Raw genomic sequence first — 26324 nt, forward strand, 5'->3', positions numbered from 1 at the left:
ATTTATAATTTCAAAACAAATAATTTGGTTATATTAAGTGAAGGTTAAGTCTTGAAAAAATCTTAGTAACAATAAGTTACAATATCAAAAAAAAATGCTATTTTAATGCTACGAAACCCATAAAATCAATGTTTTAGCCAGTATAGAAAGTTGTATTTGCAGCTGCTTTATCTTTAAGCTTTAAGAAAATCATTGAGGTCATAATTGCATCATTTAGTGCATCATGTTTTCCAAGTTCAGGAATATCTAATTCTTTCATTATTGTGTCAAATTTTAAATCTACAAATTCATATTCACTATGTCTTTTTTTAGTTTTAAAATACATTGATGAGACTTCAATTTGATGATTAGGAAGTGAGATTCCAATATAATCCTTTGTGTATTTAGAGATAATAGCAATATCAAATTTTATATAATATCCTATAATAGGTCTACTGCCAATAAAATCTAAAAGTTGAAGTATTGCAACTTTTGGATCTTTCGCATTTTCTAAATCTATTGGTCTTATTTGATGTATTTTAATTGATTCGCTATTTATATCTTTAGCAGGCTTTACAAATATATTAAAGGTATCTCTCATTATAATTTTATTTTTTTTAATAATTACGGCACCAATAGAGAGAATCTCATCTTTTTTGGGATTAAGACCTGTAGTTTCACAATCTAAACAAACATATTCATCTTTTGGTGGTTCATTAAATAAATATTCATAATTTTTGTCTTTAAGACTATTACGTCTAAATTTATTTATTAATCTCTTAAACATCATAGAATCTTTTCTATTCTGAAAATATAAGTAATAAATTTTTTAAAGTGAATTACTATTTGAAAACTATCTTTTAACAAATCCCTTTCAATCTTTCCTAAAGTATGAGTATCAATCTCATTGTTTAATTTCTTACCATCTTGTAATTTATGTAAGTGAGCTTTTAGTCTTAAGGTATTTAATACTTCAAATGCTTCTAATAATTCATTTGCCATTTGTTTCTCTAAAACTTTTTTTTGTTCTAGAATTTTTATTCTTCTTACAGTTGTAGTTTCTCTAATTTTTTCTCTTAATGCTAAACTTCTTATTCCTTGAACAATTGGGAAAATACCTGTTTTTTTAATATCAATATTATATGTTTTAGTCATAAGGTTAGCAACTGTACTAGGGGTATCAAAAGTTAAAGTTGCTTTTGCAAAATAAGCCATAAAGACATCTTTATCATGTAGTTTATGAAATAAATCATCTTTTAATTTAATCAATAAATCTTTATCTCCAGCAACAGCAAAAGAATCAAAAAATATTGCTAAATCCATATAGTTTTGCATAGCTGGAGCTTCTATCCATCTTGCTGTTTCATTTTTATATTGTTGAACTGTTTTACACCAAAAAGGATTATTAACCATAATATTACCTTCACATGGAGGATAACCAAAATCAATAAGTGTTTCAGTCATTGTTTGCATATATGGTCTATATTTTTCAACATCTATACCATCTTTTATTACTAAAGCATTATCTTGGTCAGTCTTCATTATTTGTTCATTACGACCTTCACTCCCCATAACTATAAAACAAGCATCATTTTGTAGCTCTTTAGGTAAAATTAGTTTATAAAGTTTTCTATAAACTTTTGTATTTAATTGACCAATTAAACTAGAGATATGATTTACTTTTACACCTTTTGCATGCAAGGTTTTGATACTACTAATTAATTCAGTGCTTGCATCTTTTAATTGTTCTAAATTTTGAGCATTTTTAATTTTACTATCAACAACAAAGGTATGATTAGCAAAGTGAGATAATACATCAATTTGCTCTAACATTCCAACTAAATCACCTTTTGAATTCGTAACAGCTACTCTTTTAATATTTCTTTTTATTAAAAGAGTTAAAGCATCAAATAAATAATCATCTTTACTTATTGATAAAATAGGAAAAATAGCAATTGATTCAACAAATATATTTAAGTCTCTACCTTCTAATAGTACTTTAACCTTTAAAAGTGAATCTGTAATTATTCCATACTCTTCATCTCTTTTTACTATTATTGTCGAGGTATTAAATTGCATTGATTTATCAATAGCATCAATTAATTTAGTTCCTGCTTCAACAATACAGGGTGGATGTAAAATTGTATCACTCACTTTTGCAATCATAAATGATGATAATTCAGATTTATACTCTTTTTGTTTTAAGGTTTGGAATTTATTAACAAGGTTAGTTAAAAAAAAGTTTTTAAAGCCTTCATTCTCTTCAACTAATTGTAAAAAAATCTTTTTTTCAATTTCATAACAGATTAAATCTTCATACACTTTAAAACTATTTTTTGATTTTCCATAAATTAGTGAGTTTCCATCAAAAGAGTCTTGATTATGGTAATCCATTAAAACTTCATCTTCTTTATATTCGTGAACAATACCTTTTATTACTACAAAGAAATGATTAGGTATTTTTTCTGGAGTTATTAAAACTTCATCTTTTGCATAATATGCAATATCCATATGTCTAATACAGATATCCATTTGTTCTTCTGTTAACAACTCAAAAGGATGGATATTAGAAAGAAAAGATTTTTGATCTCGAAGACTCATTTTTTTGCCTTTTGATATTTTTTTATATCATTATATTATAATATAAAAAAATATCAAAAACCAACCCGAAGGTTGGTTTAGATTTTAGTGATCGTGTGCCTCACCAGCGTTATTAGGTAATCTAATAGATTCAACAAGATTTTGTACATCTTGTGGTGGTTCTGGAGTCATTCTTGAAACAACGAATGCCACGATTAAGTGTAAAATTGTACCAATTGTACCAATACCAGTTGGAGCAATTCCTAAGAAGTAATCCTCTTTTGCACCACCCATGAATACAAAGTAAATAATGTATCCGAAAGTAAAGATAAGACCAGTTAAAATACCAGCAATCGCACCTTCTTTATTCATTCTCTTATCAAAGATTCCTAAGATAATAGTTGGGAAGAATGCTGCCGCAGCAAGACCAAATGCAAATGCAACAACTTGTGCAACGAAACCAGGAGGGTTAATTCCTAAGTAACCAGCAACACAAATAGCAACTACAGCTGAAATTCTTGCCCACATTAATTCTGTTTTTTCATTTAATTTAGATTTTCCTGTTTCTGAATCTCTAAATATTACTTGTCCCATAAGGTCATGTGAAATAGCTGAAGCAATTACAAGTAATAAACCTGCCGCTGTAGATAATGCTGCTGCAAGACCCCCAGCTGCGATGAATGCAATTACCCAATTTGGTAAGTTAGCAATCTCTGGGTTAGCAAGTACCATAATATCTCTATCAACATATAACTCATTTTCAATTTTGCCACTGTTTGCAGCAGGTTTACCATTTAATGTAGCTCTTTCCCCATTAGGTCTAACATTAGTTCCATCAAATTGTGGTTTACCTTTTGGTCCTTCAAATGCAGCATCTGGACCATATTGGATTTTTCCATCACCATTTCTATCTGTCCAAGCTAATAATCCACCTTGTTCCCAAGTTTTGAACCATCCACCATTGTTTGGACTACCATCAGCATGAGATAATTCACCATTTACAAATGCTTTATATTCAACATTTTGAACATTTTTAATTAAGTTAACTCTTGAGAAAGCAGCAACTGAAGATGCAGTTGTATACATAATCGCAATGAATAATAATGCCCATCCAGCAGAAATTCTAGCATCTCTAACAGTTGGAACTGTAAAGAATCTAACAATAACGTGTGGAAGACCAGCAGTACCAAGCATTAATGCAGTAGTTAACATAAACATATTCCATAAACTTCCTGGTTCAGTATATGCTTTAAAACCTAAATCAGTAATTGCACTATCCAAGGCATGCAATAAATATGTGCCTTCAGGAATTATTTTTACACCATCATCAAAAGCAAATGTTGTTTGACCAAATAATGCTAATTGAGGAAAAAATGTATCAGTTACTTGTAGTGATAAGAAAATAGCTGGAATTAAGTAAGCCATAATCATTACACAATATTGAGCAACTTGAGTATAAGTAATACCTTTCATCCCACCTAATACTGAGTAGAAGAAAACTATTGCCATACCAATAAGTACACCTGTATTTACATCAACTTGTAAGAATCTTGAGAATACAATCCCCACCCCTCTCATTTGTCCTGCAACATAAGTGAATGAGATAAAAATAACACAAATTACAGCAACTGTTCTTGCTACATTTGAATAGTATCTATCACCGACAAAATCTGGAACAGTAAATTTACCAAATTTTCTTAAGTATGGTGCCAATAACATTGCAAGTAGAACATATCCACCAGTCCATCCCATTAAATAAGCACTTGCATCTGAACCTTTAAATGCAATAATACCTGCCATTGAGATAAATGATGCAGCTGACATCCAGTCTGCAGCAGTTGCCATACCATTTGCTACTGGGTGAACTCCCCCACCTGCTACATAGAAATCCTTAGTAGATCCAGCTTTAGCCCAAAGTGCAATTCCGATATATAGAGCGAAAGATACACCAACGAATAAATAAATTAATGATTGTAATTCCATATTCTTACTCCTTATTCATGTACGCCATATTTTTCGTCTATAGCACTCATCTTCGCTACATAAACAAAAATAAGAACAACGAATACGTAAATTGCACCTTGTTGTGCAAACCAAAATCCTAGTTTAACCCCACTAATTTCGATTGTATTTAACTCATTTATAAATAAAATACCACATCCGAAAGAGACAATAAACCAAACAACTAATAGTTTAAGAATAGTTGATATATTCTCTTTCCAATAAGCTTCTGCTTTCTCTGGACTCATGTCATACTCCTTTTTTTATTTTTACTAAAATTATATTTAGTAATTCAACATTGAAAGTATAAAAGCTTAATATAGCAAAAGGGTAGCAATGAAAAAATGTTTTTTTGTAACGTAGGATTAGTGTAGCAAATAAGCTTCAAAGAAGCCTATTTATCGAATGAGTTTAAACAGAATAAAATCTGTCAATTTTATAACCAAGACCTCTGATATTTTTGATAAAATCCTCTTTTAAACCTTTTTTTAGTCTAGAAATCTCTGCTCTTATTGTTGGATTGTCAATATTTTCTCCACCCCAGATGTCAACTCTAAATCTTTCAAAGTCTACAATCATATTTATATTAAGAGCCAAAATGTGGATTATATCTAATTGTTTTTTTGTTAGAGATTGAGGTTCTCCATTGAAGTATAAAGTTTTTTTCTCTTTTGAGTAGGAATAGTTTTCTGAAAATCTTACATGAGAAGTGCTTTTTTGATCTTTTTTTAGTATTTGATTTATTTTTATACCTAACTCTTCTAAGTGAAAAGGTTTTTTAATATATTCTCTACAACCTAAATCATATGCTCTAGTTATATCTTCGATATCATTTAAAGCAGTAATAAATATAGTAGGGATATATACTCTTCTGGTGTTTAAATCTTGTAAAATTTCAAAACCATCTTTTTTAGGTACGTTAATATCTAAAATTAATAAATCAAATGATCCATCAACATTATTAACAACTTCTTCACCATCGGTGAAACTCTCAACCATGTGCCCAATCCCTTTTAGGTACTCAGAGATTGCATTGTTTAGCATTAATTCATCTTCAAGAAGCAGTATTTTCATTTATTTTAAACCTATAAGTAAATTTTGTTTCATTGTCAGTTGATTCTAATTTGATTATAACTAAATTTTTATCACATATTTCTTTTACTATACGAAGGCCTAAGCCAAAGCCTCCTCGTGAATTGTTTTCCCTATAAAAATCATTAAAAATTTTATTTATATCTTCAATCTTTTCTGAATGAGTTTTTACACTAAATTCTACATATTCATCATTAAAATATGTAAGCCTTACATATATGTTTGATTTTGCAAATGAATATTTGATAGCATTTGAGATATTGTTATCAACTATTCTTTGTAATTCTAATCTGTTAAATTTAATATATATATCTTCATCTATATTAGTTGTAAACATTAAATCATTTGAGGTTGCAATTCCATCAAAAAAATTTAGTCTCTCTTTTAAAAACTCTGAAAAATCAATATATTCTTTAGGATAATCTACTCTATCTTTTTTTATTAGATATGAAAGGTCATCATATATATATTGTATAATTTTAGCACCACTTTCTATATTTGAAATATATTTATTATCCTGAGAATGCATTTTAAGCAAATCAATATTTGTACGTATAATAGACAAAGGAGTATTTATTTCATGTACAGAGTTTTTTAAAAATTTTTTTTGTGAATCAATTAGATTTTTCAATTCTTTAGTTTGATGGTTAACTGTATCTTCAAGATGTTTATTAAGTTCTTGAAGCATTATATTTTTATCTTTTATATTATGCATTGCATCATATGCAAAATTTGCTATAACTTTAAATTCTCCAAATATAAGCCTATCTTGTTTTATTCTATTATCATCTTTTTGAGATTCTTTTAAATATTTACCAATCTCTTTAACATCATTTACAATTAAGATAGTTGCATTCTTATATATAAATATTGAATAAAGAACTAACATAATAGTTAAAGACATAATTTGTAAAACATAGTTAGAGATTTTTTCATCATATTCATTTTTTTTCTCTTTTACTATCTTATCTATTTCATCAAGATATATTCCTCTTCCTACAGTCCAATTCCATGGTTTGTATGATAAAGCATAAGAGATTTTTAATGCATCACTTCTAATTTCAGGTTTATACCAAATATATTGTACAAAGCCCCCATTTTTATTTTTTGATATTTCTATTAGTTCTTGAATTACTTTTTTGCCAGAAGGATCTTTGAATTCATATAGGTTTTTACCTATATAATCTTTTGATACTGGATAATATAATGAAGTACCATTAAAATCATATATAAATACATAGTGATTTAAATTTCCATGTTTTCTCATTATTTCTAGTGATTCTAGTATATCTTTTTTTATGGTTTCTTCAGATTTTATATTTTTAAATTTGTCATGATAATATTTAATATAGTTTAGAGTTTTTTTTATATCCGCTTCTATTAAATCTTTTTGTTTATTTGTGTAGTCATTTTTTATTATTTCAATTTTCTCTTGAAACTCATCAAAAGCATTATCAATAATTATAAAAGTAAAAGAGGAGGTTAGTAAAACAATAAAAAAGATACTATATAAAATTAGGTGATATAGAGATTTCGCTTTAACCATTAATTATCCTGAATATTAAGTAAAATAGAATAACTGAAAAATCTTGAAATATAGATAAAATAATCTGGAAAAGTATATAAGCACATGGCGCGGTTGACGAGACTCGAACTCGCGACCTCCTGCGTGACAGGCAGGCATTCTAACCAACTAAACTACAACCGCACAACAATGCAAAAAAAAAGCGCCTTACGCGCAATGGTGGTCGATATAAGACTCGAACTTATGACATCTACCTTGTAAGGGTAGCGCTCTACCAACTGAGCTAATCGACCAGTGGTGACCCGTGAAGGATTCGAACCTTCGGCCACCTCCTTAAAAGGGAGATGCTCTACCGGCTGAGCTAACGGGTCATATGATATTTATTATAAAGTGGCGCGGTTGACGAGACTCGAACTCGCGACCTCCTGCGTGACAGGCAGGCATTCTAACCAACTAAACTACAACCGCACTAAATTATAAATAAATGGTGACCCCTAGGAGACTCGAACTCCTGTGGCATGGATGAAAACCATGAATCCTAACCGCTAGATGAAGGGGCCATTTATATGGTGGTCGATATAAGACTCGAACTTATGACATCTACCTTGTAAGGGTAGCGCTCTACCAACTGAGCTAATCGACCAAAATAAACTTGGTGACCCCTAGGAGACTCGAACTCCTGTGGCATGGATGAAAACCATGAATCCTAACCGCTAGATGAAGGGGCCAACAATAATAAAATTTAAAGAACTTTTATAAACATTTTCGTGTTTAAAATGGTGACCCGTGAAGGATTCGAACCTTCGGCCACCTCCTTAAAAGGGAGATGCTCTACCGGCTGAGCTAACGGGTCAAACACATTTTAGAAGTACATCTTCTTAAAATGGAGTGGAATTATAGTCAATTTATTTTTTTTTGTCAAGGGTTTTTTGAAAAAATTTAAAAAGTTTTTTCAAAGAGTATTTTGCAGCTTGATTTTGAACTTCAATTCTGCTACCCTCAAAATGGCAAACCTCCACGATTTTATCGTTATTTTTACTTGATATACCTATAACAACTGTACCAACAGGTTTATTTTTTGTTCCTCCAGTTGGTCCAGCAATCCCACTTACTGCAATTGCAAAATCTGCATCAAATTTTTTTAAAACACCTATAAGCATCTCTTCAACAACTTCTTTACTAACAGCACCATATTTTTCTAAGGTTGATTTTTTAACTTCTAATTCTTGTGTTTTTATTTCATTAGAATAGGTTACTACTGCACCATTAAAAATATCTGATGAGCCAGATAATTGAGTGATTAATGAAGCTATTAATCCACCTGTGCAACTTTCAGCAGTTGTAATTGTTTTTTTCGATTTTCTAAGAATGTTTTGAAATTGAATCAATTCTTCCGTTGTAATATATGTTGATTTTTCCATTTTGAAGCTTTATTGGTTAAAAGAGAGTGGTTAACTCTCTTTTTTATTCGTCGTCTGTTAATTCAGCTTTAAATCTTTTTTCATCAAAAGATAAATTTAGATATTCACAAACAGTTTTTATATCTCTTTCTGCATTACCTAAACATGATGTAGCTCCTGGACTAGGAGTCATATTAAAGATAATTCCATCACCTGGATTAATTGAAGCTTCTCCAAGCATTAATTTTTGTTGTTCTTTATTAAGAACTTGTGGTCTTACTCCACCAAATCCTTTTGCATATTCAATATCTTCTGTACTTAATGAAGGTACAATTTTTCTAGCATCTTTTACAAAAAGACCTTTATTTATCCCTGGAACTTCAAATAGGAAGTTTTTAAATACATAATTTCTAATATCTGAATCTTTTAATAAATCCCAGAATATTTTTAAGATATTACCATCAAAATTCATAGTTTTTAAACATTGGAAAAATGATTTACCACCTTTATATCTTTCTAATACAAGTAAAGCTAAGGCTGTTGGACCAAATCTTGTCTTCCCATCACATAAAATATCAGGATCACCATGTAATGCTGCAAATGGAAGTTTTGGATTTTGTACCATATAAACTTTTCCATTTAAATATTCGCCATTTGTAATATAAAATGAACCTGCCATAGATAAAGAACCCATATGTTTACCATGACCCATTTTGTGTGCTAAATAAAGTGAATGAGCACCAGCATTAACCACAACAAAGTTTGCTGTAAATACTGAACCACTAGTTGTAGTAAGTTTATATTTATCTCCAACTTTTTCAATCTCATCAACTTCAGCATTAAAGAAAATATCAGTTGTTTTTTCTTCTTCTTGTGCAGCTTTTGCAAGCTCTTTAGTCATTGCTCCAAAATCTACAGTTGTGTATTCACTTTGTGTTCCCATTGCTAAAATTGGTTCAGGTCTATCTTGAGTTTGTTCTTTATCTGCATAAACTAGTTTTGGTTCAAGTTCTCTAAGTTTTTCTTTGTCCCATAGTTCTAAATAAGGGAAAAGTTCTTTAAACTCTTCATATCTGTTTTTGATAAAATCTACTTCTTTTTCACCTACACCTAAAGCCATTTTTTGGTGAGCAAACATGATTTTATCTTGTAATCCTCTCATAAGATTGAACTTTTCAATCATTTTTGCAGTTCTTTTTGTGATTTTTGCTTTTTCTAATGTATAGTTAGTTTCAATATCTCCAACATGGATAGTTTGAGAGTTACTAGTTCCTTTAGAGTTTAAAGTAGCTAAGTCTTCATATTTTTCTAACATACATACGCTTTTTGCATCAGTATATCTTGCTATCTCATAGAAAAGTGCAGCACCAGAAATACCCCCACCTACAATTACTACATCATAATGTTTTGTATTCATTTAGTTTCGTCCTATTGTTGTTCTTTGATTTTAAAAAAGATTTTAGCATATTAACAAATACTTCCTTGTTGAAAGTTATATTGAAAATAGTAAGATTGCTAAAATTATGTTTAATGGTAACATTTTATTGATTTTAGCTCAATTAAAGCAGTGTTCAATATGTGTACATAACTAACTAACTCCAAATAAATAGAGCAAATTTAAGATTAATGTATAGTTTTTGTACTGATATTAATACAATTGTACATTAAATAAAGTTTTAAAGTGAGAATGAGTCATAATTTGTGTTATGAAATATTAACTTTTTATTAGATATAATCTGCGATTTATAGAATATAACGCAAGAATTGATAATTAAGGTATTTAAGATGGATTACAAAGAGAGTTTACTACTACCAAACACAAAGTTTCCAATGAGGGGAAATCTTCCTCAGAACGAACCAAAAAGATATAAACTTTGGGATGAAACAAAAGTTTATGAAAGAATGAAAACTAATAGAAAAGACAGAGAGTCTTTTACTTTACATGATGGACCACCATATGCAAATGGGCATATTCATATTGGACACGCATTAAATAAAATATTGAAAGATATTATTGTTAAATACCATTATTTTAATGGGAAATCAGTGAGATATGTTCCAGGTTGGGATTGTCATGGTCTACCAATTGAACAAAAAGTTGAAGAAAAAATCGGAAGTACAAAGAAAAAAGAGCTTCCTAAATCAAAAATTAGAGAGTTATGTAGAGAACATGCTTCAAGATTTATTGATATTCAAAGAGACGAGTTTAAAAAACTTGGAGTTATAGGTGATTGGGATAAACCATATTTAACTATGGATTTCAAATTTGAAGCTAATATTTATAGAGAACTTTGCGCAATTGCAACTAAAGGTTTATTAGTACAAAGATCTAAACCAGTATACTGGTCATGGGCAGCACAAACTGCACTTGCTGAAGCTGAAGTTGAGTATGAAGATAAAACTTCACCATCAATTTTTGTTGCATTTAAACATGAAACTTTAGATGCAAGTGTAATAATCTGGACAACAACTCCTTGGACACTACCTGCAAATACAGGAATTGCTTTAAATGCTGAAGAGGAATATGTAAAAACTAGTGACAAGTTTATCGTTGCCAAAAAACTTTACAACTCTTTAATTGAACAAGAGGTAATTAAAGGTGAAGTTGTAGATTCAATTGACCCTAAAACTTTAGAAAATACAAATGCAATCAATCCATTAAATGGCAGAACATCAAAAATTGTTCTTGGTGATCACGTTGAGATGGAATCAGGTACAGGTGCAGTTCATACAGCTCCAGGACACGGTGAGGATGACTACAAAATAGGACTTCAATATGGTCTTGATGTTATTATGCCAGTTGATGCAGAGGGTAAATATGATGAAACAATAGTTAGAGAAAAACTATTTAAAGATACAGATAAATATCTTGGGATGCATGTATTTAAAGCAAATGCTATGATTTTAGAAGAGTTAGGTGATGCTTTATTAAAACATGTTGATATCAGACACTCTTATCCACACTGTTGGAGAACTCATAAACCTATTATTTTTAGAGCTACAAAACAATGGTTTATCTCAATTGATGATGAATATGGAAATAAAAATAATACTTTAAGAGATAATGCTTTAAATGCATTAGAAGAGATTGAATTTTTTCCAACATGGGGTAAAAATAGATTAAAAGCTATGTTAGAAGGACGTCCAGATTGGTGTATCTCTAGACAAAGAGACTGGGGTGTTCCAATTGCATTCTTTAGAAATAAAAAAACTGATGAAATCATTTTTGATGAAAAAGTTTTAAATTATACAGCTATGATTTTTGAACAAAAAGGTTGTGATGCTTGGTATGACTTATCAATTGAAGAGTTATTATATCCAGGTAGCGGATTAAATCCTGAAGATTTAGAAAAAACTATGGATATCTTAGATGTATGGTTTGATTCAGGTTCAACACAAAATGCAGTTTTAAGAAGTAGAAACTATGATGCAGGAACATTTCCTGCTGATATGTATTTAGAAGGAAGTGATCAACATAGAGGTTGGTTCCAGTCTTCTTTATTAACAACTTTAGCTTCACAAGAGATTGCTCCATACAAAGCCTTAGTTACACATGGATTCACTATGGATGAAAAAGGTGAAAAAATGTCTAAGTCTAAAGGAAATGTTGTAGACCCTGATAAGGTTATGAAACAGTATGGTTCTGAGATCCTTAGACTTTGGGTTGCAATGAGTGATTATCAAAATGATCAAAAAATATCTGATAATATCTTAAAACAAAATGCAGAGTTATACAGAAAAATAAGAAATACAGCAAGATTTTTACTTGCTAATGTTAGTGACTTAGAAGAGATTGTTTCAGTTGATAAAATGGGGATTTTAGATAAATGGGTTTTAAACAGAGCTAAGAAAACATTTGATGAGATTGAAGCAGCATTTTCTATTTATGAATATTCTAAAGGATTAAATAAATTAAACAACTTCTTAGTAGTTGATCTTTCAGGTATCTATTTAGATGTGTGTAAAGATAGATTATATTGTGATGATAAAAACGATATTCATAGAATTGCATCTCAAAGTGCAATGGCTATAATCTTGAGAAAACTTATCTCAACATTGGCTTGTATATTAACTTATACTATGGATGAATTACTTGAGTTCGCACCTTCATTTATTAAAGGTGAGGCTAAAGATATTTTTGATTTTGAAAAAGTTGTTTTACCTGAAGTTGAAAGTAATCTTAATGAAGAGATTTTATTATCTGCTAAAGATAAATTTAGTGAAGCTATCGATACACTTAAAAAAGAAAAAATTATTAAATCAACTTTAGAGCTAGAAATCTCTACAAGTTGTGAAGATATTTTAGCTTTAGAAAGAGTTGAAATGGAAGATTGGTTCTTAGTTAGTTCAATTACAACTGAAGAGCAATCTGATGTTTTAGCAACATTTGAAATTGATGATATTAAATTTACAGTTGCTAAAGCAAAAAAAGCGAAGTGTCCAAGATGTTGGAAATTTACTTCAGATAGTGAAGAACATCTGTGTAGTAGATGTGAAAGTGTTTTAAACTAAGATGTTTGAATCTGAAGTTACATTAACATTTATATTCTCAACAATAGCTGTTATTCTTGTATTAATAGCTATGGGAATACTTTATGTAAACAAAAAAAGTAAGAAGGTAAAAAAAGAACAATGATGCCATTTACTGATGAAGATTTAAGGCCACCAGTTGAATCTATAATAAAAAATAAAATTGCACCTATGTTGGCAAAAGATGGTGGAGCAATAGAACTACTTGATATAAAAGATGGGCGAGTATTTGTTCAACTTCAAGGTGCTTGTGTTGGATGTAGTGCAAGTGGAAGTACACTTAAATTTATTGTTGAGAAAGAATTAAAAGCTGCAATACATCCAGAATTGGAAATTGTAAACGTACCTCAAGGTATGGAAAATAACTTACAGGAGCTTTAATGGTAAATGAGAATAGACTTTTAAATGAAGCAAATAAATATTTTATGGATAAACAATATGAAAAAGCTTTATTTATTTATTCACAACTATCATCAACTTTCCCTGAAAATAAAGAGTACCCTATATATGCGTTGTTTTGTGATATAGCAAGTGAAGATGAAGAGAAGGCTCAATCTTTATTTGATTATTTCGCTGTTGCAAAAAATGAAAATATTGATGATGCAATTGCTTATGTTGAAGATGTAGTAAATGCATATGATGGGGATGTAGATAAAATGATGCAGATTCTAGAAGAATTAACATCATCTACAGTTGATTCTTTAGATGCCATTAGATATGAAGATTTCAAAAGATTAATAATCTCAAGAGGTTCATTTAGAATTGCATTTGAAGATATTATGTTTTCTACAAAAGTAGCAATTGAAACAAAAGAGGATTTTTTTGATTTTGTTGACAAACTTATAGAAAACGATTTTAATAGTACGGCTTACTCATATTTAGATGGTTTTAATGACTATTTCTCTTATGATTCAAAAATAGAAGAGCTATATAAAAAATTGGAAGATAAAAAAATTGCAACTAATCATAAATAATAAAGTTTATACTGATAATTCAAAAGAAGCGAATGAAAACTCATATTTTGTTATCTCAAAACAAAATGAAAAATTTGTTGAAGATGCTAAAAAAAATGGATGTAAAGAGTTCATTGAAGCTAAAGATTTAAAAAAACATCTTGATATGTCGAAAATAAAAGTTGTTGGTATTACAGGAACAAATGGTAAAACTACAACTGCAGCAGCTATATATTCTATGCTTTTAGATTTAGGATATAAAGTTGCTTTACAAGGTACAAGAGGTTTTTTTATAAATGATGAAAAAATTGAAGATTATACATTAACAACTCCTGTACAACTTGCAAATTTTGCACATATACAAAAAGCACTTGAAAATGGTTGTCAATATTTTATTATGGAAGTAAGTTCCCATGCAATTGAGCAAAAAAGGATTGAGGGCTTAGATTTTGAACTAAAAGTTCTTACAAATATTACAAGAGATCATTTAGATTATCACAAAACTATAGAAGAGTATATAAAAGTTAAAAACTCATTTTTTGATGATGAGAGTAAAAAGCTTGTAAATAAAGATGATAAAAATGCTAAATTTAATACTAAAAATGCTTTAACTTATGGTTTAGAAAATCCATCAACTTATAATGTATCTGCATATTCATTTAAAAATGGTACAAATGTTATGTTTACTAAAATAGACAAAGTATATTCATATACATCTAGTTTGATGGGTATATTTAATATTTATAATATAATGGCAGCAGTTGCTAGTGTTGATATGATTACTGATAACTCTTTAGAGCAGATTTGTGAAGTTACAGAGAATTTTGCAGGAGTTAGTGGGAGAATGGAGATAATCTCTAGTGATCCTTTAGTAATTGTAGATTTTGCCCATACCCCAGATGGGATGAAAGAGGTTTATGAAAGTTTCAATCACTATGATATTATTACAGTATTTGGAGCAGGTGGAGATAGGGATAAAGATAAAAGACCTCTTATGGGGAAAATAGCTTCTGATTATGCAAAAACTATAATAGTAACTTCAGATAATCCAAGATTTGAAGACCCTGATATGATTATTGAAGATATTTGTGTGGGGATAAAAAACAAAGAAAATCTTTTTGTTGAAATAAATAGAAAAGAAGCAATAAAACTTGCTATTGAAATTGGTAAAAAAAATCCAAGTAGCGTTGTTTTAATTTTAGGAAAAGGTGATGAACCTTATCAAATTATTTATGATAAAAAAATGCCTTTAGTGGATAAAGATGAGGTGTTGAAGCATATCTAATGATATGCTCTAATTATCACACCTTTCTCTTTTTCATTGTCAGATTTTACATAATATTGTGATGATGTAACAATTGTAGATTCCCCAAGGGTTTTCTTTATATACCAAACACTTTCAAGTATTCTTTCAGTAGATAAACCAATATTTAAGTACTCTTTGATTTTTTCTTTCTCTTCTTTAGTTTTATCACTTAGGTTTTTTTCAATATCATTATAAATAATCGAATCATTTTCAGAAATTAGAGGTACAACCTCAAACCTATTTGCAGTTTTATTTTTATCTAAAAATTTATCAAGGTTTTCTTTACACTCTTTTATTGGAAGTGAAATTTTTCCATTTTTAAAGGAATAACATTTAAAAGTATCATAGTTCTTAGAATTATATAATTTATTGAAATAACTTTTCTCTTCATCTGTTTTATTTGGTTTAACTAAATCTTTTTTATCTTGATTAAAAAGATATATTGTTACAAAAATCAATATGGCTAAAACAGAAACTAATATTAAAAGAAGTGAGTTAAAATTTAAATTATTAAAAGAAAATTTATTTTTTTTATTAATAGGCATTTTTGTTTGAGTAGTTTTTCTTTTACTCATTTTATCTCTATTATTTGATGCAGCTTTTATTTGTTCTTTTAATCTATTTTCAATCTCTTCTTGACTAAATGTTTTATCCATAACACCTTTTAATTCATTTTTTTTTATATCTTCCAAAATTTACCTTATTATTCTTTATTTTTTAAATAAATATAGATTATTAATGAAATGATAGCTAAAAAGAGTGGATAGAAAAATAAATACACTTTTAGAGTGATTTTATTGTTTTCTATTTTACTTTTTTCTAGTAAATCTATTCTTTTATAAATCTCATTTAAATCATCTTTTGAATATGCGGTATAAGATTTTCCATTTGTTTCATTTGAAATCTTATTTAACATAATCTTATTTGAGTTTCCGATCCCCACTGTATATACTTTTATAGAATATTTCTTTAAAAGTTTTAATATGATTTCAAGAGGGATATTACTAGCATTATCTTCCCCATCACTAAGTAAGATTACTATTTTAGATTTTGCTTTAGAATCTTTTAGAATATTTACAGATGAAGCTAAAGAATCTAACATAGCAGTTTTATCTCCAACTATTCCAACTTCTAAATAATCAACAATCTCTTTTTGTGCTTCTTTATCAAAACTAAGTGGAGTTGCCATCATAACTGATGTTCCAAAAACTACAATAGCAATATTATCATTTACTCTTTTAGGAATAAAATCTTTTACAATACTTTTTACTACATCAAATCTTTCTTCACTTTCATTGTTTCTATTTAATCCTTTTTCTTTCATAGAACCACTAGTATCAAGGCTAAGAACAATATCTATTCCATCATTTTTTATTAATTGAGTGTTTAATTGTTTATATGGAGATGACAAAGCAATTACTGAACCAATTATTACTAGATATTTTAGGATTGAAGTTAAAATCATAGATTTATGTTTGCTTTGTGAAAAAATATTTAAGTGGGGAATAATATATGTTGGAATTTTTGCTTTACAAAATATTGAGCAAAAAATAAAAAGCAATATTAATAAAAGTAGATATGGGTATTCAAATTTTATACTTAATAAATAATCAAACATCTACATTGTCCATAAATCTTCCAAAAAGGATTTTAAAATCATCATTAAGAGGCTCTACATCTTTTTTATATTTATACAATTCTAACTCTTCAATTAACTCATAAGCAAGTTTCTTTTCTCTATCGCTTTGACTAATAAGTCTTGCATACTTAGTAATAGTATATGCAGCTTTTTTAGAATCACTTAGGTCAAGATTTTTAAGTATTGAGTAGTACTCTTTTTTCTTATTCTTTTTTCTTGTTAAAAAATATCTAATAAGTATAAAAAGAAGAATAAAAATTATAAGTGAAGCTATAATCCATAAAAACATATAAATATATAAAGAGTAATCAGGAATATCAACTAACTCTTTAATATCATTAATCTTTATATCATTCATTATTTCATCAACCTTAATAGTTTTGGAAGAGGTTCTTCCTCTGTATATATCTTAGTAAATTTAATCCCACATTTTTGAAAATGCTCATAGAGTTTATGGTCATTTGCTTTTACTCTTTTTTGATACTCTCTTATCATTGATTTATCTATATTTCCATCAAATGTTTGATTAGTAGCTGGATCTACAAGGTTTACATTTCCTAATTCAAAGGGATCCTCTTCAAATCTATCCCTAACCATAATTGCAATAATCTCATGTTTTCTACTAAGAAGTTTAAAATCGAGATTCTCTATATCAAAAAAATCACCAACAAGAAAAATAATTGATTTTTTTCTAATTTTTTTAAATAATTCATTACTTAAATTTTTTAGATTTACACTTTTACCTATACAATCATAATTAAATATTTTTTCACTCATCATTGTAACAGCAAAATTTCTTTTAGATTTTTTCGTACAAAGTTCCAAAGATTCATTTGCTATAAAAGATGAGAAAGGATCTCCTTGTTTTATACAAGAGTAACCAAGTATAGAACAAATTTCAGTTACTAATTCTTGTTTAAATCTTTTTGAACCAAAATATATTGAACCATTTAATATGGGTACAATATTTATATTTAATTCTTTTTGAGCATGAAACACTTTTACAAAAGGTTTTTTAAATTTAGCAGAGATTAGCCAATCTATTTTTTTAACATCTTCTCCATATTCATACTCTTTTAGCTCTAAAAAATCATACCCTTCACCTTTTAATAAAGATGAATTATTTCCTATGATTTCTGAAAATATATTTCTTCTGGTTTTGATTATGATTTTTTTTAAAGTTTTATTCATAGATTATGGAATATCAATTTTTTCTAATACTTTTTGGATTAAATCATCAACTTTTATATCCATAGCTTCTGCTTCATAAGTTAGTATAATTCTATGTCTTAATACATTTTTTGCAACTAAAGCTATATCAATAGGACTAACATAATTATTGCCTCTAATAAAAGCCATAGCTTTTACAGCTTTAAACATATCAATTGTAGCTCTTGGGCTTGCTCCAAATTGGATATAATCTTTTATCTCATCAAGATTATAATTTTCTGGTTCTCTTGTTGCACATATAATATCAACAATGTACTTTTCTAACTCATTATCAATATGTACATTTTGAACCTCATGTTTTAAAGTAATAAGAGTATCTTTATTTATGATTTTATTTAGTTCTAAAATCTCATTTGAAGTTACTTTTTTAGCTATTTCGTATTCTTCTTCTTTAGTATTATATCCCACAACTATTTTAAACATAAATCTATCAAGTTGTGCTTCAGGTAAAGAATAAGCTCCCTCTTGTTCAATTGGATTTTGAGTTGCTAAAACTAAAAATGGTGAATCTACAGTAAAAGTGTCATCGGCAATTGTAACTTGTCTTTCTTGCATAACTTCAAGTAGCGCAGATTGAACCTTTGCAGGAGCTCTATTTATCTCATCTGCTAATAAAAGATTTGTAAAGATTGGACCTCTTTTTATTTTGAAATCACCACTTTTCATATCATAAATCTGTGCACCAATTATATCACTAGGTAATAAATCTGGTGTAAATTGAACTCTTTTAAATTTTAGGTCAATTACATTTGCTACAGTTTTTACTGTTGTGGTTTTAGCAAGTCCTGGAACCCCCTCTAAGAGTATATGTCCATTTGTTAGTAATCCTATTAAAATAGAATTAACCATATCATCTTGACCAATAACAACTTTAGATATTTCATTTTTTATTTCTGTGATTTTTGTATATAACATTTAGCTCTTCTTCAATGTAAGTATAAATTTGCGTTATTCTATCAAAAGTTAGGTTTTAAGAGCTTAAAATAAACTCTTAAAAGTTTCTTAAAAATGAGTTTATAAAGTGTAGTTAAATCTGAGTTCAGACTCAAAAAAATTTGAATAAAAAGTAAACAATAAATTCTTGAATATATTATTTTATGGATTATAATGAATATAGAACTAAATCTAAAAGGAGATTGATATGAAAAATGTATATGATATAGCAATTATTGGTGCTGGTCCTGCTGGCATTGCAACATCATGTGAGGCAGTCATCTTCGGTGTTAAAAATATTTTAATGTTTGAAAAAGGGGAAAACCATTCACAAACTATAAGAAAATATTTTAACGATAATAAACCAGTGGATAAAGACTGGAAAGGGATAAAAGTTGACCTTAAAGGTCATATAGATTTTACTGATGGAACAAAAGAGAGTACTTTAGATCTTTTTGAAGAATCTTTAGAAAAAAAACTTATTGATGCAAAGTTCAATACAGAAATATCAAAAGTAAGTAGACTTAAAAATAGATTTAAAATTATTACAACAACAGGGGAGAGTTATTTTGCAAAAAAGATTGTTGTAGCAATTGGAAAAATGGGGAAACCAAATAAACCAAGTTATAAAATTCCAAGCTCTTTAAAATCACGAGCAAACCATACAATATCTGATTGTAAAGGTAATGAAGATGTATTAGTAGTAGGTGGGGGAGATAGTGCTTGTGAATATGCATATTTTATCCACCAAGATAATAATGTAACTTTTAATTATAGGAGAGAAGAGATAACAAAAGCAAATCCTAAAAATATAAAAAACTTAATGAATTGTGTAGAAGATGGTGAAATAAAAGCAAAACTTGGAGTTGATATTGAAAAAGTAGAAGATGAAAATGGAATATTCAAAGTGTTTTATACAGATGGTAGTATAGAAAAATATGATAGAGTGATATACGCTTTAGGTGGTGTAACTCCAAAAGAGTTTTTAAAAAGCTGTTGTGTCAAATTAGATGAAAAAGAGAAACCTTTTATTGATGATAAAAATCAAAATTGTGATGGTATATATTTAGCAGGGGATATTTGTGGTTCAATTGGTGGTTCAATAGCTTTGGCTTTAAATCATGGATATAACATAATAACTGATTGTATAGTTGATGAGGTATTAGAAGAGAAAAGTGCATAAAAGATAAAAGGGAAATTCCTTTTATCTTATTTATAAAAAATAATTTTTTAAATCTAAAATTCTTTCTTAGATTTTCTTCACCTAGAAAATGCCCATATTCTAAAGTTTTACTCCTAAACATTTCTGCATATTCTTCTCAAACTTTTAAAACATCAGAAACTTTATTCACAAAACTTTTTTACCCTATATAACTAATAAAGAAGTTTTTATCCTTAATAGTAAGTTGGATTACAAACAACCATTATTTTGTTAGTTTATCAAGTTAAATCAGAAAAAGCAACGATAAAAAATTAGAGCTTAATTGACTCTATAAAGTTTTAAATCAAATAACTTTATAATATAACAAAGATATTACAACTTTATTGTATTAGATTTTTTTAATAATGTTCTAAGAATTTAATTAATAAAGTTGTACTTAAGAAGTTTTAAGGAAATAGATAATGTCAAAGAAAAAGAAGTTTTTTGGTTTAATAATTATTATTATTCTTATATTAACTATTTTCTCAACAGCCTTACCAATACTTTATTCTAATGATAAAGCAGGGAAAGTAAATAAAGAGATTGAAAATATTCATTTTGATTTTTTAAAAGATGAAACTAAAAAATATGTATTACTATTTTTCGGTTACGCAGGTTGTGATAATATCTGTCCTCCAGCATTAAATGAGATAAGTCAAATATATGATAAGTTAGATAAAGAACAATTCAGTTTTTATTTTATTAATTTACAACCTAATATATCTAAAGATGGTGTGGATCCATTTGCTAAGGCTTTTAATAAAGACTTCAAAGGAATCTATTTAGACAATAAAAAACTAATTGATATAACAACAAAATTTCAAATAAAATATTCACCTATAAATAGTATTGATATTGATCATACAGGTTTTTTATATCTATTAGAAAAAAGTGGTAATACTATATATAAACAAAAATTCATATACACGGCAAGACCATTTGATATTGAATATATATCAAATGATTTAAATACAATAAATAGGATTAACAATGATTAAAGTACTTTTCCCATTTTTAGATAAAAGCTTATCTAAAGAGATTCAAGAAAGTTTGGTTAAAGAGTATGAAAATGCAGATAAAATGATGCTTATAGTATCAATAGTAAGTTTTTTCATTGTCGCACTAATAACTTCATATTCTAATGAAGCATATAAACTTGGTATTATAGGTGGAGGTATAGCTTTAGCATCTACCATCATAGCCTATAAAGTGTTTAAAGGAACGGTTCTTTCTCGTATTATTTTTGGTACAGCATTTACTGTTTATCCAGCTATTATGGTTTCTCAACAGCTTGGTATGATAGAGATGCACTTTTTCTTTTTTGTTTATGTTGCAGCTCTTGTAGTATATAAAGACCTTACAGCAATTTTAGCAATGACTGTAGTAACAGGTGTACACCACTTGTTATTCACATATTTACAATTAAATGGTGCTACTGTTATGGGGCATGAAATTATATTGATGAGTACTAACTGTAGTTGGTTGTTTACTTTTATTCATATTATTGTATTTGTTTTTGAAGAAATAGTTCTTATTTATATTGTTTATTCAGTAATAAAACAGTTCATTGAAGCTAAAAAACTTCAATTAGAAGCAACAGCTTCGTTTGAAAAGTTACAAAAAGAAACTTTACTAAATAAAAGTATTATAGATGAAACTATTGAAGTAGCAAATAGTGTTAATGAAGGGAAACTAACAAAAAGAGTTCACTCAGATACTACAGATGAGAACATTAAGTCCTTAAAAGAGATTATCAATAATATGATGGATAATTTAGAAAATAAAATTGCAGATGATATTAATAAAATCTTGATTGTATTGGAAAATTTCACAAATTATGACTTTACTACAAAAGTTGATTCTAAAGGTGAAACTGCTGAGAATTTAAATAAATTAGCAGATGGTATTACAAAAATTTTAACAGAAGATAAACAAAATGGGCTTGTTATTCAAAATAGTGCTATGACATTATCTTCAACTGTAAAAACATTAAATGAGTCTTCAAATCAAGCTGCAGCTTCCCTTGAAGAAACAGCTGCAGCAGTGGAAGAGATAACATCTATTATCAAATCAAGTAATGCAAATATAAATAAAATGTTTACCCTTGCAAATAATTTAAATAGTTCTGCACAAGAGGGTGAGAGTTTAGCAACAAAAACAACTACAGCTATGGAAGATATAAATGCACAAGTTCAAGCTATTAATGAATCAATTACAGTAATTGATCAAATAGCTTTCCAAACAAATATTCTTTCATTAAATGCTGCTGTTGAAGCTGCTACTGCAGGAGAAGCAGGTAAAGGGTTTGCAGTGGTTGCACAAGAGGTAAGAAACCTTGCTTCACGTTCTGCTGAAGCAGCTAAAGAGATAAAAGATTTAGTGGAAAATGCCACAACAAAAGCAAATGAAGGTAAAACAATTGCATCAGATATGATAGGTGGATATAGTGATTTAACTAGCAAAATTAGTGAAACAATTGAATTAATCACAAATGTTACAAGTGCAAGTAAAGAGCAAGAAACAGGAATTGTGCAAATTAATGATGCAATCAATTCTTTAGATAAACAAACTCAGCAAAATGCTTCAGTAGCAAATGAAACAAATGATATAGCAATTCAAACTCAACAAATTGCAGAGATAATTTTAAAAAGTGCTGATGAAAAAGAGTTTATAGGTAAAGATACTGTTCAAGCAACAAAACTTGAAAAAGTAGAGAAAGTAGATTCTGTTGTTAAACCTGAAAAGAAAAAAGAGCAAGTAGAGGTAAAAACAAAAATTGAAGTAGATTCAAATAGTGATGAGTGGGAAAGCTTTTAAATATAAAAGTTCTCCTAGCTAAAATTTATTATCCAATTAAAAATTCTTTGGTATCTTTTGTAAGAAAAGAGCATTTTATGATGCTCTTTTCTCCAAATTTTCAGGAGAGTATTAAAAACTCAAATGATATAAAATTATAAGTTTTGTTAGGCTTATTTGAAAAAAATTTTCAATTCTTTTATAACTTCCTTAGGCTTCTCTTCTGGCAAAAAATGGCCACAATCAAGTGTTTTACCACTTACATTACTAGCATATTCTTCCCAAACTTTTAAAACATTATAGGTTTTATTTATAAAACCTTTTTCTCCCCAAAGAATTAAAAGTGGAGTTTCAACTTTTTTATCTGTGTTTTTTTTATCATCTTTCATATCTATTGTGGCTGCTGCTCTATAGTCTTCGCAAGTAGCATGAATAGAATCTTTGTCAAAACATCTTATATATTCTTTTATGGCTTCTTTATCAAATTTATTTTCAAAGCTAATAGCTTTATCACTCCATCTTTTTAGTTTCTCTTTTAAATAATAAGTTGGGTTTTGAGCAATCATTGTTTCTGGAAGTTCATCTGGCTGTATTAAAAAAAACCAATGATAATAACCAGTAGCAAAGTTTTGGTCTGTATTTTGAAACATATGATAAGTTGGTGCAATATCCATTACGCATGCTTTTAATATATTTTCAGGATAATCTAAACAAAGTCTATGGGTAACTCTTGCTCCTCTGTCGTGTCCCGCAACAAAAAACTCATCGAAACCTAAATATTTCATCAGTTCAATCATATCTTTTGCCATAGTTTTTTTTGAATAATTTTGATGGTTTTCTAAACCTTTTGGTTTTGAACTATCTCCATAACCTCTTAAATCAGGACAAATTACATAATAAAATTTTGAAAGTTCATTTGCAACTTTATGCCACATAGTATGTGTTTGAGGATATCCATGAATTAGTAAAAGAGCTTTTCCTTTTCCTCCATGTTTATAGTTTATTGTTATATCTTCTAGTCGCAGTTTGTCTTTTTTAAATATATCTGAGAAAAGCATAAAACTCCTTTTTTGAAAATTTTATCAAAAAATTAACTAAAAATTATAAAATATTAATGAATATAAATCACTTCAAGAAAGATTAAAGTTAACTTAGATAAAATCACGACTCTATTTTAAATAGAAAACCTCACATGTGTCAATCCTGGTATGGGTTGTGACAAGTTAATTGTACTTGCCATTAAGGGGCACAGAGGCTAAACCCTAAAAAATTAAAACAAGGAAAAACTATGGTTACTATGAAAGACCTATTAGAATGTGGTGTACACTTCGGACACCAAACAAGAAGATGGAATCCAAAAATGAAAAAATTCATTTTCGGTGTAAGAAAAAATATTTATATTATTGACTTACAAAAAACGTTAAGATATTTCAGATATACATATAATGTAGTTAGAGATGCAGCAGCAGAAGGTCAAACAATGATTTTCGTTGGTACAAAGAAACAAGCTAGTTCAGCTGTTAAAGATGCAGCAATCAAATGTGGAATGCCTTATGTAAACCACAGATGGCTAGGTGGAATGTTAACTAACTACGGAACAATTAAAAAATCAATTAGAAAATTAGAAGTAATTAAAAAAATGAGAGAAGAAGGTCAATTAGATCTTTTAACTAAAAAAGAAGCTTTAATGCTTACAAGAAAAGAAGAAAAATTAGAACTTTATCTTGGTGGTATTAAAGAGATGAATAAACTTCCAGACTTAATGTTCGTTTTAGATGCAGTAAAAGAAAAAATTGCTATTCAAGAAGCTAGAAGATTAGGAATCAAAGTTGTAGCTCCTTTAGATACTAACTGTGACCCTGATGTAGTTGATTATCCAATCCCTGGAAATGATGATGCAATTAGATCTATTCAACTATTTTGTAATGAAATGGCTGAAGCTATGAACGAAGGTAAAGCTGCATTAGCTGATGAAGCTGGTGAAGAGATTCCTGTATCTGAAGAAGAAGCTCAAGAAGTAGTTGCTGAAGCAGTAGCAGAGGGTGAAGCTGAAGCTGTAGAAACTGAAGAAAAAACAGAGGAAGCATAATATGGCAGGAGCAACTCCAAAATTAATTAAAGAGTTAAGAGAGAAATCTGGTGCAGGAATGCTTGATTGTAAAAAAGCACTTAATGAGTGTGATGGAAACATTGAAGAAGCACAAACTTGGTTAAGAGAGCAAGGTCTTGCAAAAGCTGCTAAAAAATCAGGTAATGTTGCTGCTGAAGGTATTGTTACTATTTTAGTTAATGATGACAATACTAAAGCTACTATGACAGAAATTAACTCACAAACAGACTTTGTTGCTAAAAATGCACAATTCTTAGAGTTAACAAGTCAAATTACAACTCACGCACAAGTTAATAACTTAAATGATGCAGAAGCATTAGCTTCTTCTTCAATTGAAGGGCAAGAGTTTACAACTTTCTTAAATGAAAAAATTGCAGTAATTGGTGAAAACTTAGTTGCTAGAAAAGTTGTTAATGTTGAAGGTCCAGTAGTTAATGGTTATGTACACTTAGGAAAAGTAGGTGTTATTTTAGCTGCTAAATGTGATGATGCAGCAAAAGAAAAAACTGTTGATCTATTAAAAAAAGTTGCTATGCATGCAGCTTCAATGAAACCAACTGTTATTTCGTATGAAGATTTATCAGCTGAGTTTATTGAATCAGAAAACAAAGCAATTATTGCTGATATTGAAAAAGAGAATGAAGAGTTAGTAAGACTTGGTAAACCTCTTAAAAATATTCCTCAGTTTGTTTCTAAACAACAATTAACTGATGAAGCAATTGCAGCTGCTGAAGCTGAAATGAAAGAAGAGTTATTAGCTCAAGGTAAACCAGAGAAAATTATCGGAAACATTGTTAAAGGTAAAATTGCTAGATGGATTGAAGATAACTCTCAATTAGATAAAACACATGCTTTATTATCTCAAACATATGTTATGGATGATTCAATGACTGTTGAAGAAGCTATTAAAGCTGTTGATGCATCAATTGAAATCGTAGAGTATGTTAGATTTGAACTTGGTGAAGGAATCGAGAAAAAAGAAGAAGATTTCGCAGCTGAAGTTGCAGCTCAAATGGGTAAATAATAATTTAACATATGAAGTCAGAATA

23 protein-coding genes, 8 tRNA genes and 1 pseudogene are annotated in these 26324 nt (G+C 28.7%); 10 read left to right on the plus strand and 22 right to left on the minus strand.

All coding sequences use genetic code 11. The features are described from left to right. Nucleotides 1-133: 133 nt before the first annotated feature. The 16 genes from ACKU4C_RS02810 to ACKU4C_RS02885 form a co-directional block, all read right to left on the minus strand. Nucleotides 134-766: a 3'-5' exonuclease gene (locus tag ACKU4C_RS02810; RefSeq protein WP_321314339.1), complete on the minus strand. Its 633-nt coding sequence runs from the start codon at nt 764-766 to the stop codon at nt 134-136. Then, nucleotides 766-2580, minus strand: a complete 1815-nt coding sequence (locus ACKU4C_RS02815; RefSeq protein WP_321314340.1) for a DUF294 nucleotidyltransferase-like domain-containing protein — start codon at nt 2578-2580, stop codon at nt 766-768. Before ACKU4C_RS02815 ends, ACKU4C_RS02810 begins: the two co-directional genes overlap by 1 nt. An 84-nt stretch (nt 2581-2664) precedes the next feature. Continuing rightward, nucleotides 2665-4542 carry a sodium:solute symporter family protein gene (locus tag ACKU4C_RS02820; protein ID WP_321314341.1) on the minus strand — a complete coding sequence of 626 codons (1878 nt, stop codon included), beginning with the start codon at nt 4540-4542 and terminating at the stop codon, nt 2665-2667. 11 nt (nt 4543-4553) lie between these two features. Further along, nucleotides 4554-4808, minus strand: a complete 255-nt coding sequence (locus ACKU4C_RS02825; RefSeq protein ID WP_321314342.1) for a DUF4212 domain-containing protein — start codon at nt 4806-4808, stop codon at nt 4554-4556. Between the two features lie 163 nt (nt 4809-4971). Continuing rightward, the gene (locus ACKU4C_RS02830) at nt 4972-5634 is read right to left on the minus strand and encodes a response regulator transcription factor (RefSeq protein ID WP_321314343.1); all 663 of its coding nucleotides are present in this window, start codon (nt 5632-5634) and stop codon (nt 4972-4974) included. After that, nucleotides 5615-7198 (minus strand): cache domain-containing protein, encoded by a 1584-nt coding sequence (locus ACKU4C_RS02835; protein WP_321314344.1) that lies wholly within the window; start codon nt 7196-7198, stop codon nt 5615-5617. Before ACKU4C_RS02835 ends, ACKU4C_RS02830 begins: the two co-directional genes overlap by 20 nt. An 85-nt stretch (nt 7199-7283) precedes the next feature. Beyond that, nucleotides 7284-7360: transfer RNA gene (locus ACKU4C_RS02840), tRNA-Asp, on the minus strand. 34 nt (nt 7361-7394) lie between these two features. Further along, nucleotides 7395-7470 (minus strand) — tRNA-Val (locus tag ACKU4C_RS02845). Nucleotides 7471-7472: 2 nt separating this feature from the next. After that, nucleotides 7473-7548, minus strand: a tRNA-Lys gene (locus ACKU4C_RS02850). A 20-nt stretch (nt 7549-7568) separates the two neighbouring features. Further along, nucleotides 7569-7645: transfer RNA gene (locus ACKU4C_RS02855), tRNA-Asp, on the minus strand. 17 nt (nt 7646-7662) lie between these two features. After that, nucleotides 7663-7737, minus strand: a tRNA-Glu gene (locus ACKU4C_RS02860). A 7-nt stretch (nt 7738-7744) separates the two neighbouring features. Beyond that, a tRNA-Val gene (locus tag ACKU4C_RS02865) sits at nt 7745-7820 on the minus strand. 10 nt (nt 7821-7830) lie between these two features. Beyond that, nucleotides 7831-7905, minus strand: a tRNA-Glu gene (locus ACKU4C_RS02870). A gap of 49 nt (nt 7906-7954) precedes the next feature. Beyond that, a tRNA-Lys gene (locus ACKU4C_RS02875) sits at nt 7955-8030 on the minus strand. A 52-nt stretch (nt 8031-8082) separates the two neighbouring features. Further along, the gene (locus ACKU4C_RS02880) at nt 8083-8598 is read right to left on the minus strand and encodes a CinA family protein (protein ID WP_321314345.1); all 516 of its coding nucleotides are present in this window, start codon (nt 8596-8598) and stop codon (nt 8083-8085) included. A gap of 43 nt (nt 8599-8641) precedes the next feature. Continuing rightward, nucleotides 8642-9994 carry an FAD-dependent oxidoreductase gene (locus ACKU4C_RS02885; protein WP_321314346.1) on the minus strand — a complete coding sequence of 451 codons (1353 nt, stop codon included), beginning with the start codon at nt 9992-9994 and terminating at the stop codon, nt 8642-8644. 368 nt (nt 9995-10362) lie between these two features. Here ACKU4C_RS02885 and ileS point away from each other — a divergent pair, with 368 nt between their 5' ends. From ileS to ACKU4C_RS02910, 5 genes are read left to right on the plus strand one after another with little or no spacing between them, the layout of a single operon-like run. Continuing rightward, nucleotides 10363-13089, plus strand: coding sequence for an isoleucine--tRNA ligase (gene ileS, locus ACKU4C_RS02890; protein ID WP_321314347.1), 2727 nt, complete (start codon nt 10363-10365; stop codon nt 13087-13089). Between the two features lies 1 nt (nt 13090). Then, entirely contained in the window at nt 13091-13213 is a 123-nt protein-coding gene (locus ACKU4C_RS02895; protein ID WP_321314348.1) for a hypothetical protein, read from the plus strand. Next, entirely contained in the window at nt 13210-13488 is a 279-nt protein-coding gene (locus ACKU4C_RS02900; RefSeq protein WP_321314349.1) for a NifU family protein, read from the plus strand. Before ACKU4C_RS02895 ends, ACKU4C_RS02900 begins: the two co-directional genes overlap by 4 nt. After that, nucleotides 13488-14081, plus strand: a complete 594-nt coding sequence (locus ACKU4C_RS02905) for a hypothetical protein (RefSeq protein WP_321314350.1) — start codon at nt 13488-13490, stop codon at nt 14079-14081. Before ACKU4C_RS02900 ends, ACKU4C_RS02905 begins: the two co-directional genes overlap by 1 nt. Continuing rightward, nucleotides 14062-15345: a UDP-N-acetylmuramoyl-L-alanyl-D-glutamate--2,6-diaminopimelate ligase gene (locus tag ACKU4C_RS02910; protein ID WP_321314351.1), complete on the plus strand. Its 1284-nt coding sequence runs from the start codon at nt 14062-14064 to the stop codon at nt 15343-15345. Before ACKU4C_RS02905 ends, ACKU4C_RS02910 begins: the two co-directional genes overlap by 20 nt. On the opposite strand, the gene ACKU4C_RS02915 is transcribed toward ACKU4C_RS02910, so the two are convergent. Genes ACKU4C_RS02915 through ACKU4C_RS02935 form a run of 5 tightly spaced genes read right to left on the minus strand, consistent with a single transcriptional unit; the run spans nt 15342 to nt 19150 of the window. After that, nucleotides 15342-16058 (minus strand): hypothetical protein, encoded by a 717-nt coding sequence (locus ACKU4C_RS02915; RefSeq protein ID WP_321314352.1) that lies wholly within the window; start codon nt 16056-16058, stop codon nt 15342-15344. The genes ACKU4C_RS02910 and ACKU4C_RS02915 overlap by 4 nt on opposite strands. Before the next feature lie 11 nt (nt 16059-16069). After that, nucleotides 16070-16984, minus strand: coding sequence for a VWA domain-containing protein (locus tag ACKU4C_RS02920; RefSeq protein ID WP_321314353.1), 915 nt, complete (start codon nt 16982-16984; stop codon nt 16070-16072). Continuing rightward, complete coding sequence (locus ACKU4C_RS02925) at nt 16977-17363, minus strand: hypothetical protein (protein ID WP_321314354.1); 387 nt, start codon at nt 17361-17363, stop codon at nt 16977-16979. Before ACKU4C_RS02925 ends, ACKU4C_RS02920 begins: the two co-directional genes overlap by 8 nt. Further along, nucleotides 17363-18196 carry a DUF58 domain-containing protein gene (locus ACKU4C_RS02930; protein ID WP_321314355.1) on the minus strand — a complete coding sequence of 278 codons (834 nt, stop codon included), beginning with the start codon at nt 18194-18196 and terminating at the stop codon, nt 17363-17365. Before ACKU4C_RS02930 ends, ACKU4C_RS02925 begins: the two co-directional genes overlap by 1 nt. Nucleotides 18197-18199: 3 nt before the next feature. After that, a complete protein-coding gene (locus ACKU4C_RS02935) occupies nt 18200-19150 on the minus strand; it encodes an AAA family ATPase (RefSeq protein WP_321314356.1) in 951 nt (316 codons plus the stop codon). 226 nt (nt 19151-19376) lie between these two features. Here ACKU4C_RS02935 and ACKU4C_RS02940 point away from each other — a divergent pair, with 226 nt between their 5' ends. The 3 genes and pseudogenes from ACKU4C_RS02940 to ACKU4C_RS02950 form a co-directional block, all read left to right on the plus strand. Then, nucleotides 19377-20351 carry an NAD(P)-binding domain-containing protein gene (locus ACKU4C_RS02940; protein WP_321314357.1) on the plus strand — a complete coding sequence of 325 codons (975 nt, stop codon included), beginning with the start codon at nt 19377-19379 and terminating at the stop codon, nt 20349-20351. 440 nt (nt 20352-20791) lie between these two features. Continuing rightward, nucleotides 20792-21367: an SCO family protein gene (locus ACKU4C_RS02945; RefSeq protein ID WP_321314358.1), complete on the plus strand. Its 576-nt coding sequence runs from the start codon at nt 20792-20794 to the stop codon at nt 21365-21367. A gap of 991 nt (nt 21368-22358) precedes the next feature. Next, nucleotides 22359-23186: pseudogene (locus tag ACKU4C_RS02950) on the plus strand (methyl-accepting chemotaxis protein); the annotation flags it as partial. A 152-nt stretch (nt 23187-23338) separates the two neighbouring features. Here the strand turns inward: ACKU4C_RS02950 and ACKU4C_RS02955 are convergent. Then, nucleotides 23339-24223: an alpha/beta hydrolase gene (locus ACKU4C_RS02955; RefSeq protein ID WP_321314360.1), complete on the minus strand. Its 885-nt coding sequence runs from the start codon at nt 24221-24223 to the stop codon at nt 23339-23341. A gap of 230 nt (nt 24224-24453) precedes the next feature. On the opposite strand from ACKU4C_RS02955, the gene rpsB reads away from it, so the two are divergent. Both rpsB and tsf read left to right on the plus strand, forming a co-directional pair. Then, nucleotides 24454-25254, plus strand: a complete 801-nt coding sequence (gene rpsB, locus ACKU4C_RS02960) for a 30S ribosomal protein S2 (RefSeq protein WP_321314361.1) — start codon at nt 24454-24456, stop codon at nt 25252-25254. Between the two features lies 1 nt (nt 25255). Then, entirely contained in the window at nt 25256-26299 is a 1044-nt protein-coding gene (tsf, locus tag ACKU4C_RS02965; RefSeq protein ID WP_321314362.1) for a translation elongation factor Ts, read from the plus strand. Nucleotides 26300-26324 lie beyond the last annotated feature (25 nt).

Source organism: Halarcobacter sp. (genome assembly GCF_963676935.1).
In the GTDB taxonomy this organism is placed as follows: domain Bacteria; phylum Campylobacterota; class Campylobacteria; order Campylobacterales; family Arcobacteraceae; genus Halarcobacter.

Bases quoted from the DNA above. Each gene is read 5' to 3' on its own strand.
- ACKU4C_RS02925 (WP_321314354.1), bottom strand. From the start codon at position 17,363: ATGAATGATATAAAGATTAATGATATTAAAGAGTTAGTTGATATTCCT.
- ACKU4C_RS02905 (WP_321314350.1), top strand. From the start codon at position 13,488: ATGGTAAATGAGAATAGACTTTTAAATGAAGCAAATAAATATTTTATG.
- ACKU4C_RS02820 (WP_321314341.1), bottom strand. From the start codon at position 4,542: ATGGAATTACAATCATTAATTTATTTATTCGTTGGTGTATCTTTCGCT.
- ACKU4C_RS02940 (WP_321314357.1), top strand. From the start codon at position 19,377: ATGAAAAATGTATATGATATAGCAATTATTGGTGCTGGTCCTGCTGGC.
- ileS (WP_321314347.1), top strand. From the start codon at position 10,363: ATGGATTACAAAGAGAGTTTACTACTACCAAACACAAAGTTTCCAATG.
- ACKU4C_RS02815 (WP_321314340.1), bottom strand. From the start codon at position 2,580: ATGAGTCTTCGAGATCAAAAATCTTTTCTTTCTAATATCCATCCTTTT.
- ACKU4C_RS02930 (WP_321314355.1), bottom strand. From the start codon at position 18,196: ATGAATAAAACTTTAAAAAAAATCATAATCAAAACCAGAAGAAATATA.
- rpsB (WP_321314361.1), top strand. From the start codon at position 24,454: ATGGTTACTATGAAAGACCTATTAGAATGTGGTGTACACTTCGGACAC.
- ACKU4C_RS02810 (WP_321314339.1), bottom strand. From the start codon at position 766: ATGTTTAAGAGATTAATAAATAAATTTAGACGTAATAGTCTTAAAGAC.
- ACKU4C_RS02920 (WP_321314353.1), bottom strand. From the start codon at position 16,984: ATGTTTGATTATTTATTAAGTATAAAATTTGAATACCCATATCTACTT.
- ACKU4C_RS02945 (WP_321314358.1), top strand. From the start codon at position 20,792: ATGTCAAAGAAAAAGAAGTTTTTTGGTTTAATAATTATTATTATTCTT.
- ACKU4C_RS02900 (WP_321314349.1), top strand. From the start codon at position 13,210: ATGATGCCATTTACTGATGAAGATTTAAGGCCACCAGTTGAATCTATA.
- ACKU4C_RS02955 (WP_321314360.1), bottom strand. From the start codon at position 24,223: ATGCTTTTCTCAGATATATTTAAAAAAGACAAACTGCGACTAGAAGAT.
- ACKU4C_RS02835 (WP_321314344.1), bottom strand. From the start codon at position 7,198: ATGGTTAAAGCGAAATCTCTATATCACCTAATTTTATATAGTATCTTT.
- ACKU4C_RS02935 (WP_321314356.1), bottom strand. From the start codon at position 19,150: ATGTTATATACAAAAATCACAGAAATAAAAAATGAAATATCTAAAGTT.
- ACKU4C_RS02825 (WP_321314342.1), bottom strand. From the start codon at position 4,808: ATGAGTCCAGAGAAAGCAGAAGCTTATTGGAAAGAGAATATATCAACT.
- ACKU4C_RS02895 (WP_321314348.1), top strand. From the start codon at position 13,091: ATGTTTGAATCTGAAGTTACATTAACATTTATATTCTCAACAATAGCT.
- ACKU4C_RS02830 (WP_321314343.1), bottom strand. From the start codon at position 5,634: ATGAAAATACTGCTTCTTGAAGATGAATTAATGCTAAACAATGCAATC.
- ACKU4C_RS02885 (WP_321314346.1), bottom strand. From the start codon at position 9,994: ATGAATACAAAACATTATGATGTAGTAATTGTAGGTGGGGGTATTTCT.
- ACKU4C_RS02880 (WP_321314345.1), bottom strand. From the start codon at position 8,598: ATGGAAAAATCAACATATATTACAACGGAAGAATTGATTCAATTTCAA.
- tsf (WP_321314362.1), top strand. From the start codon at position 25,256: ATGGCAGGAGCAACTCCAAAATTAATTAAAGAGTTAAGAGAGAAATCT.